The sequence below is a fragment of the Streptomyces sp. NPDC002513 genome (genome assembly GCF_053595355.1).
Map to the genome: position 1 here is coordinate 1 of NZ_JBSFXK010000049.1, position 12309 is coordinate 12309.

The 12309-nt window shown below is 70.3% G+C and carries 11 protein-coding genes and 1 rRNA gene; 5 read left to right on the forward strand and 7 right to left on the reverse strand.

The features are described from left to right. Positions 1-95 (forward strand): 5S ribosomal RNA (rrf, locus tag ACWD5Q_RS26445); the annotation flags it as partial. 137 nt (positions 96-232) lie between these two features. Continuing rightward, the gene (locus ACWD5Q_RS26450) at positions 233-778 is read left to right on the forward strand and encodes a GNAT family N-acetyltransferase (protein WP_451429538.1); all 546 of its coding nucleotides are present in this window, start codon (positions 233-235) and stop codon (positions 776-778) included. A gap of 9 nt (positions 779-787) precedes the next feature. Here ACWD5Q_RS26450 and ACWD5Q_RS26455 read toward each other — a convergent pair whose 3' ends face one another. The 7 genes from ACWD5Q_RS26455 to ACWD5Q_RS26485 form a co-directional block, all read right to left on the reverse strand. Beyond that, positions 788-2449, reverse strand: coding sequence for a type VI secretion protein (locus ACWD5Q_RS26455; RefSeq protein WP_451429539.1), 1662 nt, complete (start codon positions 2447-2449; stop codon positions 788-790). 13 nt (positions 2450-2462) lie between these two features. Continuing rightward, on the reverse strand, positions 2463-3887 hold the full coding sequence (locus ACWD5Q_RS26460; RefSeq protein ID WP_451429540.1) for an ATP-binding protein: 1425 nt from the start codon (positions 3885-3887) through the stop codon (positions 2463-2465). Between the two features lie 7 nt (positions 3888-3894). Beyond that, complete coding sequence (locus tag ACWD5Q_RS26465) at positions 3895-5454, reverse strand: SCO6880 family protein (protein ID WP_451429541.1); 1560 nt, start codon at positions 5452-5454, stop codon at positions 3895-3897. Next, complete coding sequence (locus ACWD5Q_RS26470) at positions 5451-6761, reverse strand: hypothetical protein (protein ID WP_451429542.1); 1311 nt, start codon at positions 6759-6761, stop codon at positions 5451-5453. Before ACWD5Q_RS26470 ends, ACWD5Q_RS26465 begins: the two co-directional genes overlap by 4 nt. Then, positions 6751-7587, reverse strand: a complete 837-nt coding sequence (locus tag ACWD5Q_RS26475; RefSeq protein WP_451429543.1) for a hypothetical protein — start codon at positions 7585-7587, stop codon at positions 6751-6753. The genes ACWD5Q_RS26470 and ACWD5Q_RS26475 overlap by 11 nt, the downstream gene beginning before the upstream one ends. A 231-nt stretch (positions 7588-7818) precedes the next feature. Next, the gene (locus tag ACWD5Q_RS26480; protein WP_043441655.1) at positions 7819-8127 is read right to left on the reverse strand and encodes a hypothetical protein; all 309 of its coding nucleotides are present in this window, start codon (positions 8125-8127) and stop codon (positions 7819-7821) included. A 520-nt stretch (positions 8128-8647) separates the two neighbouring features. Next, entirely contained in the window at positions 8648-9955 is a 1308-nt protein-coding gene (locus tag ACWD5Q_RS26485) for a S53 family peptidase (protein ID WP_451429544.1), read from the reverse strand. Positions 9956-10299: 344 nt separating this feature from the next. On the opposite strand from ACWD5Q_RS26485, the gene ACWD5Q_RS26490 reads away from it, so the two are divergent. From ACWD5Q_RS26490 to ACWD5Q_RS26500, 3 genes are all read left to right on the forward strand, one after another. Then, positions 10300-10656 (forward strand): ArsR/SmtB family transcription factor, encoded by a 357-nt coding sequence (locus tag ACWD5Q_RS26490; RefSeq protein ID WP_451429545.1) that lies wholly within the window; start codon positions 10300-10302, stop codon positions 10654-10656. Further along, positions 10640-11278 (forward strand): SRPBCC family protein, encoded by a 639-nt coding sequence (locus ACWD5Q_RS26495; protein WP_451429546.1) that lies wholly within the window; start codon positions 10640-10642, stop codon positions 11276-11278. Before ACWD5Q_RS26490 ends, ACWD5Q_RS26495 begins: the two co-directional genes overlap by 17 nt. Before the next feature lie 166 nt (positions 11279-11444). After that, the gene (locus tag ACWD5Q_RS26500; protein ID WP_451429547.1) at positions 11445-12200 is read left to right on the forward strand and encodes a trypsin-like serine protease; all 756 of its coding nucleotides are present in this window, start codon (positions 11445-11447) and stop codon (positions 12198-12200) included. Positions 12201-12309 lie beyond the last annotated feature (109 nt).

Sequence of the window (12309 nt, forward strand, 5' to 3'; positions counted from 1 at the left end):
AAACGCCCGGTTACATTTCGAACCCGGAAGCTAAGCCTTACAGCGCCGATGGTACTGCAGGGGGGACCCTGTGGGAGAGTAGGACGCCGCCGAACTAAATGTGAGAAAGAGCCCCAACTCCGGGATATTGTCCCGGAGTTGGGGCTCTTTCGCGTTCCTTGCGCTCGCCGGGTGGGTTCGGCCTCGCGAAAATGGGGCCGCACCTGGCGCGTTCGGTCGCTACGGTGGCCATATGCCCTACGAGATCAGGTCCATACGCCCCGAGGAGTGGCCCGCGGTGAAGGAGCTGCGGCTGACCGCGCTCCAGGACCCGGTCGCGCACCTCGCGTTCCTGGAGACCTTCGAGGAGGCCTCGGCCAGGCCGGACACCTTCTGGCAGGAGCGGGCGGCGAACGTGGCCGAGGGGGCGCCGGAGGCGCAGCAGATCATCGCGGAGGGGGCGGACGGCCGCTGGGCCGGCACTCTGACGGTGCTGGTCGAGGAGGCCGGGACGAAGGACTGGGCCGGGCTTCCGGTCGAACGGAAGCAAGGGCACGTCGTCGGCGTGTTCGTACGGCCCGAGCACCGGGGAAGCGGACTGACCGAAGCGCTGTTCGACGCCGGCCTGACGTGGGCGTGGGCGCGCGGCGTCGAGCGGGTGCGGCTGATCGTGCACGAGGACAATGCCCGGGCCAGGGCCCTGTACCGCAAGGTGGGGTTCATGCCGAGCGGGGTCACCGTTCCTCTGGCGGAGGACTCGGGGGAGTCCGAGCTGGAGATGGTGTTCGAACGGCTCTAGCAGGCGCTGCTACACCGGCAGTTCGTACTGCGGCCAGCGGGCCCGGGCCTGTTCGCGTGAGCGGAGCAGGGCCAGGGTGGGCAGGCCGCGGTCTGTTCCGGTGCCGAGCAGCTCCGGGAGCCGGGGCAGGGGTGCCACGGCCGCCACATCGTCCAGCACAAGGGTGAGTGGTGGGTCGAGGCGGCCGGAGGATGACCGTTCGGCCATGCGCCGGCCGCGCTCGACCACGCTGGAGGCGAGAGCCGTCAGGAGCGGCATCGCGCCCGGGTGTTGTCTGGGGTCCTCGATGGATTCACCGACCACATAAAGCGTGCCCCCTTCGTCGACGAAGGAATCCAAGGCGAGGCTGTCATTTCGGTTGGGTGTGCATGCCTCGCGGATGTTGACCGTGAAGAGGGAGGACAGGGCGCGTGCCGTCAACTCCTGGGCCATGTCCCTGCGTTCGGGGTACGAGGTGAGCGCCGCCTCCAGCTCCCCGGCCGCGCCGGAGGACGCCTTGGTGTGCGTGCGCAGCGCCCGTACCGCCTCCTGGACCTGGTTGCCCTGGGCCCAGCGGTGGATGTGCCGGATGGTACGGCCGTCTATGGCGGCGGCGTGCAGATAGCTCCGCAGGAGCGTCTCCGCCACATCGGCGACCGCCTGGTCGATCCGGGCCGTGGGGCGCACCGGGGCGAGGAGCGCCACGGCGCGGGCCGCGGCCGTCGCCTTGTCCTCGCAGCCGGAGAACGGGGACCAGTGCAGCCTGGCCGGGGTGTCGCACAGATGGGAGGGGTCGTAGAGGAGGACGGGACCGAGCTTGGCTCGGGCGTCCTTGGTCTCGGACCACAGGGCAGGGCTGGAGGTGATGACGAGAGCGGGGCCCTCGGCGTCACGTACGGCCTGGGCGGCCACGGGGAGGCGGATGTCGGGGGTGCCGAGGACCACGGACGCGGGGGTCCAGGGGGTGGCGGTGCCGTGCTGTGCGGGGCCCGTACCGGTGAGCGGGGCGGCCGGTCTCTGCTCCACCGTGGCCGGGAGAGGAACCTCCGGGGGCAGCGGCCCTGCCAGGAGGTGCTCCATGGGACGGGGCTCCTCCCCGGCGGGGCGCGCGGTGGGCAGCGGAGTGGGGGCGGCGCCCGGGTACGGCACGCCTGCGTACGGGGCCGGCACGCCTGCGGCAGGAGCGGATGCGCCCACGGCCGGGACGGGGCTCCCGGTGCCCGGAGCAGGTGAGCCGAAGGCCGGTGCGGGCGAGCCGAGCGCCGGAGCCGGTGTGCCGGTCGCCGGGTACGGCGTGCCGCCGGCCGCGGCCGGCGCCTTCCTCCGTGCCCGGACCGCCTTCCACCGCGCCACCGTGCCGATCCCGAACACGGTCAGCACGAACAGCACCATCAGTTCGCCTATGAACAGCCCCCAGAACAGCCCGTACCCGGGTAGCTGGCCGGCTGGCGCGTCCGGCCACGCGCCCGGGAGGTCATGGGGATGGCCGACCAGATGGCGTATGGCCACCGGCGTACGGCTGAAGCGGACGCCGTCGGGCCAGGAGCCCCGCGAGAACCAGCCCGCGAGGCCCGTGGCCGTCCACACCATCAGCGTCACGCCCAGCAGAAAGGTCAGCAAACCCACCAGCAGGCCGTCGGGGATGCCGCCCCGGCCGTCCCGCAGCTCTCGCTGTTCCCTGTCTGGTCTCATCGGGGCTCCAGTCTCAAGCCACCGTGGACTCGGACGAGCCGTCCAGGTCGCCCATCCGCTGTTCCACGAACGTCGCCGCCCGCTCCTCCGCCTCCAGCTCCGCGGCGTGCAGCGCGTCGTCCGCCCGACGGTCGCTCGACGACTCCGTCATCGCGCGGTCGGTGAAGACGAGCGGCCGTTCCGACTCCGTGATCAGGTGTTTGACCACCTGCACATTGCCGTTGACGTCCCAGACCGCGATGCCGGGCGTCAGCGTCGGGATGATCTCCACGGCCCACCTCGGCAGACCGAGCACCTGGCCGGTCGCCCGTGCCTCATCCGCCTTCTGGGCGTAGATCGTTCTGGTCGACGCCATCTTCAGGATCGCGGCCGCCTCCTTCGCCGCCGCTCCGTCCACCACGTCGCTGAGGTGGTGCACCACCGCCACGAAGGACAGACCGAGCCGCCGGCCGAACTTCAGCAGCCGCTGGAAGAGCTGGGCGACGAACGGGCTGTTGATGATGTGCCAGGCCTCCTCGACCAGGAAGATGCGCTTCTTCCGGTCGGGGCGGATCCAGGTGTGCTCCAGCCACACACCGACGATCGCCATCAGGATCGGCATGGCGATCGAGTTGCGGTCGATATGGGACAGGTCGAACACGATCAGCGGGGCGTCCAGGTCGATGCCGACCGTCGTCGGCCCGTCGAACATGCCCCGCAGGTCACCGTCGACCAGACGGTCCAGGACCAGCGCCACGTCCAGGCCCCAGGCCCGTACGTCGTCCAGGGCGACGTTCATCGCCTCCGCCGAGTCCGGTTCGGGGTGCCGCAGTTGTTCGACGATGTCGGTGAGCACGGGCTGGCGCTCGACGATGGTCTCGTTGACGTAGGCGTGCGCGACCTTCAGGGCGAAGCCGGACCGCTCGTCCAGGCCGTGCCCCATCGCGACCTCGATGATCGTGCGCAGCAGGGCGAGCTGGCCGGTCGTGGTGATCGCCGGGTCGAGCGGGTTGAGGCGGATGCCGTGGTTCAGGGCTGCCGTCGGGTCGAGCCGGATGGGGGTGATGCCCAGTTCCTCGGCGATGAGGTTCCACTCGCCGACGCCGTCCTCGCCCTGCGCGTCCAGGACCACGACCTGCCGGTCGCGGAAGCGCATCTGGCGCAGCACATAGGTCTTCTCGAGTGCCGACTTGCCGTTGCCGGACTCGCCGAGGACGAGCCAGTGCGGTGCCGGGAGCTGCTGGCCGTAGAGCTGGAAAGGGTCGTAGATATAGCCCTTCCCGGAGTAGACCTCACGGCCGATGATCACCCCGGAGTCACCCAGGCCGGGTGCGGCGGTGGGCAGGTAGACGGCCTGGGCCTGGCCCGTGGACGTGCGGACGGGCAGCCGGGTCGTCTCGACCTTTCCGAAGAGGAAGGATGTGAAGGCGTCGGTCAGGACGGACAGCGGATCCCGCATCAGGTCCTTACCTCCGAATGCCGGTGGCGAAGGGGAGTGTGTTGACGAAGGCCCGGTGGTGCTCGCGGTCGCACCACTCCAGCTTCAGATACGACTTGCCGGCCGAGGCGCGGATGGTCCGCTTGTCGCGGCCCAATGCCTCCGGCGAACGGGCGGAGACGGTGATGTAGCCCACCAGGTTGACGCCCGCGGCGCCGCTCGCGAGGTCCTCGCCGCGCTGGTCGAGGCGGGAGTGGGCGGCGAGGTCACGGGGGTCGACGGTGCGGTTCATCTTGGCGGCGCGGCTGGCCTCCGCCTCGTCGTTCGTCTTCTCGGTCAGCATGCGCTCGATGGCGACCTCGGTGGGTTCGAGGTCCATGGTGACGGCGACGGTCCGGATGACGTCCGGGGTGTGGACCAGCAGAGGCGCCAGGAAGTTCACGCCGACCGGGGTCATCGGCCACTCCTTGACCCAGGCGGTGGCATGGCACCAGGGGGCGCGCGTCGACGACTCCCGGGTCTTCGCCTGGAGGTAGGTGGGCTCCACGGCGTCGAGTTCGGCGGGCCAGGCGTTGCGCTTGGTCATCGCCTGGATGTGGTCGATGGGGTGGTCGGGGTCGTACATGGAGTGGATGAGGGAGGCGAGGCGGCCCTGGCCCAGCGGCTGCCGTACGCGCATGTCGGCATCCTGCAGCCGTGAGCAGATGTCGGTCAGCTCACGCGCCATGACCACCGCGAGGCCCGCGTCCCGGTCGACCTTCTTGCCGCCCTGGGGCCGGGCGGCACGCGCCATGGCCTGGGCCTCGGCGGCGAGTTCGCGGGTGTAGTGCATACAGGCGACGAGGTAGGCGCGGTGCTGCTCGCTGCTCGTCGACACCATGGACTGCAACTGGTCGTAGGACTGCTGCAGCCAGGCCGGGGCGCGGTCGTCGCCGCGCTGGGCGACGTCCTTGGCGTGTGCGTCCGGGTCGGCGGGCAGGGTGCGGGCCAGCATCTGGAGGCGGGTGACGAAGCCGTCGCCGTTCGCCACGTGCTTCAGCAGCGTGCCGAAGCGGTCGACGAGGGCCTCCTGGTCCTCGCTGTCGCGCAGGCCGACGCCCGGTCCCTCGATCTCGATGGCGGCGGTGACGGTGCGCCGGTCGGCGTGCAGCAGTACGGCGATCTCGTCCGGCCCGAAGGGGGCGGCGAGCCAGCTGATCCGCCCGATGCCGGGCGGCGGACCCACCTCGATCTCACGCCCGTCGAACGCGGTGCCCGCCTCCATCGCGGCGCTCCGGTACGTCGTCCCCTGCCGCAGGTTCCGCTTGTAACTGCGGTTGATCTCGAACCACCTGTAGAACGTGCGGTGCTTGTACGGGACGTACACGGCGGCCAGAGCGAGCAGCGGGAAGCTCATCAGGAGCACGATGCGCAGGGACAGGACCGGGACGAGGAGCCCGCACATCATGCCGAGGAACGCGCCCGCGATGATCAGCACGATCTCGCCGGACTCGCGGTTGCGGCCGATGATCGCGTTCGGCCGGGCGCGGCCGATCAGATAGGTCCGGCGGGGCGTGACCGGATGCGACACATGCGACTGGGTCGTCAACGCCCTTCACCTCCTGTGCGGTTGGTGCTGCTGTTGCGGGTGCTGCCGGCGTGCGGGCTGTCGGCCGGGCTGGTGCGCGGCGGGGGCGCGGAGGGGGCGGCGCCGCCGCCCGGGGCGCGCGTGCCGTGGGCGGCCACGCCGCCGCTCACGGGGTTGGCGGGGCGGGGCGGCTGGCCGCCGCCCTGGCCGCCGCCGGTGTCGGCGCGGGCGCTGTGGGTCTTGATGCCCTGGGCGACGAGGGTCGCCGGGGAGCTGATCACGGCGGCGGCCTTGCGTTCGGCGCCCTGCATGATGCGGTTGTTGCGGGAGGCGGCGATCTCGTCGCCGAAACCGGGGACGAAGCGGTAGATCATGCCGCTCGCGAAGATGGCGAGCAGGATGATGGCGAGGCCGGAGACGATGGCCGCGAGGGAGTTTGGTCCGTTGTCCGTGGCGAGGGCGCCGGCGAGGCCGAGCACGATGACGATCACCGGTTTGACCAGGATCACCGCGATCATGATGCCCGCCCAGCGGCGGACGTGGCCCCAGAGGTTCTTGTCGACGAGCCCCGAGTAGACGACCACGCCGAGGAGGGCGCCGACGTACAGCAGGACCGCCCTCAGGAACAGCTCCAGATACAGGACGCCCGCGGCGAGGATCGAGACGAGCGACACGATGATCAGCATGATGGGGCCGCCGCCGATGTCCGTGCCCTTGCTGAGCGCGCCGGAGAACGCGCCGAAGAAGGTGTCGGTCTGGTTGCCCGTGGTCTTGGCGAGGACGTCGCTGACGGAGTCGGTGGCCGAGACGACCGTGTAGAGGACCAGCGGGGTGAAGGCGGAGGACAGCACGGTGAGCCAGAGGAAGCCGACGGCTTCGGAGGCGGCGGTGGCGAACGGGACGCCGCGGACCGCCCGCTTGGCGACGGCCAGAAGCCACAGCAGGAGGGTGAGGATGGCCGACGCCGCGAAGACGATTCCGTACTGGCGCAGGAACGCGGGGTTGGTGAAGTCGACGCTGGCGGTCTGCTGCACGGCCTCGCTGAGCTTGGTCACGGTCCAGGAGGCGGCGTGGGCACAGCCCTTGGCGAGGGAGGAGAGGGGGTCGAGGCTGTCGGTGAGGGGGTTGGAGGGGCCGCCTGAGCTGGGGGAGCTGCCTTTTTCGCAGTACTTCTTGGAAGGGCCGATCAGGAGGTCGCACGGGTCGTTCGAGGGCGTTGGCGAGGGTGACGGCGCTGCGAAGGCACGAGTGGCAAGCAGGACGGCGGTGGTCTGAACGGCGGCAAATGCGGCCGCGAGCTTGAGTACGTGTCGCGGGCTACCGGGCATAAGTGAACCCTCCGTACTCTTCGATGGCCTTGCTGATCACGTCGGATGTAGCGGCCTGGTCATCGCCGGGCACCGGAGCGGGGCCGTTCGTCTGGGAGTCCGTGACGATCTTCCAGTCGCCGTTGGACCACTGCAGCTTGAAGGTCCATGTCTCCCACGTGGAGCTGACGGGGTTCGTGGAACCCTGGCCGGACATGCCGATGAGCCCCATGTACCAGACCGAGACCTTGGCGCCGTCGGCTCCGTACTGCGAGATCTTGGTACCCACCGGGATCGTGCGTGACACGAAGGTGTTGCCTGCCGGCGCGTTGCCGTCGGCATCCAGTCCCAGTTTGCCGAGGAAGCTTGCCGAGTACGCCTGGTCCATCGGCCCTTGGAGCTTGCCGGCGGCAGCCGGTGTGTAAATGGTGTCGACGATTCTGTGCCGGCTGTCCTTTTTGAACATGTCGGCCGAACCCAGCGCCACCGCATAGTTCGCCGCCGCCGACTGGGCCCCCTGTTCGTCATGGGCGTAGCCCGAGGGGATCGAGCCCGGTTGCGTGCGCACCGGGTGGGTGCCGGTGGCTGCGGTGGGGGCCGCGCCCGCCTTGTTGCCGCCGGGGTCTTTTGACGAAGAGGAGCCGCCCCCGCCGCGGTTCGCGAAGGCGATCGCGGCGATCAGCAGGACGACCACCCCGACCACCGTGGCCAGGCTGCGTGAGGAGGACCGGCCCCGCCGGGCACCCCCGTACACGTCACCGGCCCGGTCGGGCAGCCGCGTTCGCGTCTGCCCGACGCCGCCGTACTCTCCCTCGCCCCCGCCGGAGGCACCGTCACCGGGACTCACGTCGCGTACGCCCCCTCGAACTCGTTGCCGTTCCGCGCCTCGTGGCGAAACGTGTGGAAGTACGACGGTAGCCGTGCGGGTTCCCGCGCGGACGCGGTGTGGTGACTCGACATCAGAGAAACGCAACCTCAGCCGGTGGGCGCGACGGACGGATGGGTCGGAGGAGCAGACCGGGCGGGCCTCGACGGGACTGACGGCGCGCCAGGCGGGTCGTGGCGGTCCGGGACCGCCCTACACGGCCATGCCGTACACGATCGTGAACAGCGTGCCGAGTGAGCCGATGATGAAGACTCCGGTCAGCCCCGCGATGATCAGGCCCTTGCCCTGTTCGGCGCTGAACGTGTCGCGCAGGGCCGTCGCGCCGATGCGCTGCTTGGCCGCGCCCCAGATCGCGATCGCCAGACAGAGCAGGATGGCGACGGCCATCACTACTTCGACCATCACACGAGCCTCGTTGCCCAGGCTGCCGAACGGGCCCCAGTCGGGGGCGATTCCGCCGATGATCGTGTTGATGTCGCCTTTTGCGGCCGCGAGATGCATGTAAGTCACCGCCCCTGGTGGGTAGTTCCGTAGCCCCTGCCACGCGCGCAGAGGTCACGGACATTCTCGCTGACAATGACGCCGTGGTATGTCGACTTGGCGTCATTGATTGGCGGATTTCGTACGTGTGGCTTGCCCTCGGCCCGTTCAGGCCCCTTGTGAGAACGTGAAACGGCGAGGCGAGGGGCGTATGGTCACTGTGTGTATCACGGCAGGTCACGACGGGCAATGAGGCCGAATCGGAACCTGGTGTGCGGTTCTGTCGTTAATCCCCTTTGTGCCGCGACGACTCGGGACGGCCCGTGGGACCGGTGCGTTCGGTATCGGGGTCACCCGTACGAGCGGAAGGCTGCAACCGGCCGGTGAGGTGGAGTGCGCCGGATGCTCGCGCCCCGGCGGGCGCGGTGCTCGCGCCCCCAACGCGCGGGGAACGGGCCGCGGCTGGATGCCACGGCCCGTTCTCTGGTGGGCCGTCGGACGAGTGCCCCACGCACCGCGCCGACGGCCTGTCGCCCGGAGGTCAGCCTGTGAAGGCCGCGACTCCCTCCGGGGTTCCCCAGCCGGTCGGGCCGTCGTAGCCCGCCCGCGCGGTGCACAGGTAGGTGGTGGTGCAGCTGCCGTTGCTGCCGCTGGTCACGTCGTTGAGGGCGGACGTGCCGGCCGCGGTGTAGGGGAACTTGGCCGGGTAGGAGCCGCTCGAGGGCGTGCCCGCGAGGGCGTAGACGCCCGCGATGATCGGGGACGAGGCGCTGGTGCCGCCGAAGGTGTACCAGCCGGCCGTGACGCCGTAGGAGTCGTAGACCGAGACGCCGGTCGCCGGGTCGGCGACGGCCGACACGTCGGAGACGGTCCGCTTGGCGCAGCCGGTGTCGGTCTGCCAGGCGGGCTTGGTGTCGTAGGAGGAGCAGCCGGAGCCGGTGCCCTCGGTGCTGCTGGTGTTCCACACGGATTCGGTCCAGCCGCGGCTGGACGACGACTTCGACAGGGCGGTGCCGCCGACGGCGGTGACGTACTGGGAGGCGGCCGGGTACTCGGCGCCGTAGCCGCCGTCGCCGGCGCTGACGGTGATGGCGACGCCGGGGTGGTTGAAGTAGGAGGAGTCGTAGCTGGTGTCGGAGGAGGACTCGCCGCCGCCGTAGCTGTTGGAGACGTACTTCGCGCCGAGCTTGACGGCCTCGTTCACCGCGGTGCCGAGGTTCGTCATGCTGGCGGACTTGGCCTCGACGAGCGTGATGCTGCAGTTCGGGCAGATGGCGCTGGCCATGTCCAGGTCGAGGGAGATCTCCTCGGACCAGCCGGCGTCAGGGGTGGGCAGGGAGGTCGTGGAGCCGGTCTGGCTGACCTTCTTGAAGCAGCCGTTGGCGGTGGTGCAGGCCGACAGACCGTACTGCGAGCGGTACGTCGCGAGGTCGGACTCGGCGTTCGGGTCGTCGTACGCGTCGACGATCGCGATGGTCTCGCCGGAGCCCTTGGCGGCGGCCGCGGCGGTCAGGCCGTAGGCGGCCTGGAGGTCGCTCGGGCCGTAGCCGGAGGGGGTGGCGGCGTCGGCGGCCCTGGGGGCGACCCCCTCCGCCTTGGCCTCGGCCTTCTGGAACGCGGTGATGCCGCCGGTGACGCGCAGCGCCTTGCAGGCCATCTCCCCGGCCTTGTTCGGGGTGGCGCAGGCGCGGGTCCACGTCACCTTCGAGGAGGTGGCGCTCGCCGCGGCGTCCGCGTGGACGGCGGTGCCGAAACCGGCGAGGACGAGGGCGGCGCCGGCGAGAGCGATGGAGCCCGTGCGGCGCAGGCGGCCGGGGCGGCTGGATCTGTCGGAGAGGGTGATGCGCAACGTACTGCCTCCTGGGAGGGGGTGACAGGGGCGGTGCGGGTGCGTGCGGGTCCGCCGGTACGGTGTCCCCGGCGGAAGGGCCACGAGGGCCCGCGGACGACGATGACTTGTTGAGTACGTGACAACAAGAGGCTTCTGGAATCCTGACTTCCGCATTACCGAACAAGATCCGCGCGTTACGTCTCGATGGCCGCTTGATGGCCACGCGCTGATCCCCTCTTGACCCAACTCGCCGTGGACCGCCTGGTTCTTCGGGGACTGGGCGTCTTCAGCGGTCCGCGAGCGGCGTCCCGACACTGTCTCAGTGATTCCTTATATAAGTGGACGCTGATAGTGTCCCGTCCATGCACGCATTCGATGTGCTCGGAGACCCCGTGCGCCGCAGGATCCTCGAACTGCTCGCGGACGGGGAGATGACGTCCGGGGCGGTCTGCGAGGTCATCTCGGCGGAGTTCGGGATATCCCAGCCGGGGGTCTCCCAGCATCTGAAGGTGCTGCGGGAGAACGGCTTCGCGACGGTGCGTCCTGAGGGAGCGCGGCGGCTGTACGCGGTGAACGCGGAGCCGCTGCGCGACGTGGACGAGTGGATGGGCCGCTTCCGGCGGTTCTGGGCCCCACGGCTGGACGCGCTGGAGACGGAGCTGGCGCGAGGAAGGCGGGCACGCCGCCTGGAAGGAGAGAACGATGCTCGACGGCATTGACGTGACGCACGAGATCAATTCCGTACGGCGGCAGGTGGGCCGCAAGGTGTTCGGAGCGGGCGAGGCGCGGGTGGTGACGATCTCGCGCGTCTACGACTCCCCGCTCGAGGACCTCTGGGACGCGTGTACGAACCCCGAGCGCATCCCGCGCTGGTTCCTGCCCGTCTCGGGCGAACTGCGCCTCGGCGGGCGCTTCCAGTTGCAGGGCAACGCCGGCGGCACGATCGAACGCTGCGACCCGCCGAAGGGATTCTTCGCGACCTGGGAATTCGGTGGCGAGGTCAGCTGGATCGAGCTGCGGCTGACGCCGGTCGCGGAGGGGCGGACGCGCTTCGAACTGGAGCACATCGCTCATGTGGACGACGAACGGTGGGCCGAATTCGGCCCGGGCGCGGTGGGCGTGGGCTGGGACACCGGCCTGCTGGGGCTGTCCCGTCATCTGGCGACCGGGGCCTCCGCGGACCCCGCCTCGGGGCTGGCCTGGCTGGCGTCGGACGAAGGACGCCGCTTCATCACGCTGAGCAGCACGGCCTGGGGAGAGGCCAACGCGGCGGCGGGCGAGCCGGAGGAGGCGGCGCGGGCCGCGGCGGAGCGGACGACCGCGGCGTACACGGGCGGGTAGGTCTTCCGCGGGGCGGGGTATCCCTGCCGGGTAAGACCGTACGCCCGAAGGGGCGAGGCCGCCGTGGGCCGATTGCGCGCACTGACCTGCGGCGACGGAAACTCATAGGTTAATTTCAGAGCGCTGACAGGGTTTTTCTCACCTTCGTGGGTCACAGTGGACGGTGATGAACCGCATCACACGCCCCCCTGGCAACCGTCGGCACGCGTTCCTCGGTGCTCTCGTGCTGCTGGCCGTCACGGCCTCCTCCGTGGCCGCAGCCGACGACGGTCCCGGACCGCTGGGCGTGACCACCGAGGCCCAGACCGACGCGGCCGCCTCACGGGTCGGTGCGCTCTTCGGCCCCGGCGGCGCTTTGGAGGGCGGGCACTTCTGCACCGCCTCCGTGGTGCAGAGCAAGGCCCACAACCTCATCGTGACCGCCGCGCACTGCCTGGGCACCGGCGCCACCTGGTTCGCCCCCGGCTACCGGGACGGCAAGGCCCCGTACGGGCTCTGGAAGATCACCAAGACATTCGTGGGTGACGGCTGGAGCAATGACGAGGACGAGGACAGCGACGTCGGCTTCGCCACCGTGGAGACCATCGGCGGTGTCGACATCGAGGACATCGTCGGCGCCAACCGGTTCGTCACGGGGCGGCAGACCGGTGCCACCGCGGTCACCGTCACGGGATACCCCAACTCCCGCGAAACGCCGATAAGGTGCGTCAACAAGCCGACCACCCACAGCGCCACGCAACAGCGCATCGCGTGCCCCGACTTCAGCAGCGGCACCAGCGGAAGCCCCTGGGTGAACGGTGACGGCGATGTCGTCGGCGTGCTCGGCGGCCATGAGCAGGGCGGCTCCACCGACGATGTCTCCTACAGCGTCGTCCTGAAGGACGAGGCCGCCGACCTGTACCGGACCGCCTCGGGCGGGTGACCCCGGCCGCCGGAGCCCGCCGGACGGCCGCAAGGCCCCACCGGGACGGCCGTGAGGCCCCCGCGAGACGACCGTAGGGCCACCCCCGTCAGACAGCCGCGGAGCCCCG

Coding starts and splice junctions, on each gene's coding strand:
- ACWD5Q_RS26450 (WP_451429538.1), top strand. CDS start 233: ATGCCCTACGAGATCAGGTCCATACGCCCCGAGGAGTGGCCCGCGGTG.
- ACWD5Q_RS26455 (WP_451429539.1), bottom strand. CDS start 2,449: ATGAGACCAGACAGGGAACAGCGAGAGCTGCGGGACGGCCGGGGCGGC.
- ACWD5Q_RS26460 (WP_451429540.1), bottom strand. CDS start 3,887: ATGCGGGATCCGCTGTCCGTCCTGACCGACGCCTTCACATCCTTCCTC.
- ACWD5Q_RS26470 (WP_451429542.1), bottom strand. CDS start 6,761: ATGCCCGGTAGCCCGCGACACGTACTCAAGCTCGCGGCCGCATTTGCC.
- ACWD5Q_RS26480 (WP_043441655.1), bottom strand. CDS start 8,127: ATGCATCTCGCGGCCGCAAAAGGCGACATCAACACGATCATCGGCGGA.
- ACWD5Q_RS26490 (WP_451429545.1), top strand. CDS start 10,300: ATGCACGCATTCGATGTGCTCGGAGACCCCGTGCGCCGCAGGATCCTC.
- ACWD5Q_RS26495 (WP_451429546.1), top strand. CDS start 10,640: ATGCTCGACGGCATTGACGTGACGCACGAGATCAATTCCGTACGGCGG.
- ACWD5Q_RS26500 (WP_451429547.1), top strand. CDS start 11,445: ATGAACCGCATCACACGCCCCCCTGGCAACCGTCGGCACGCGTTCCTC.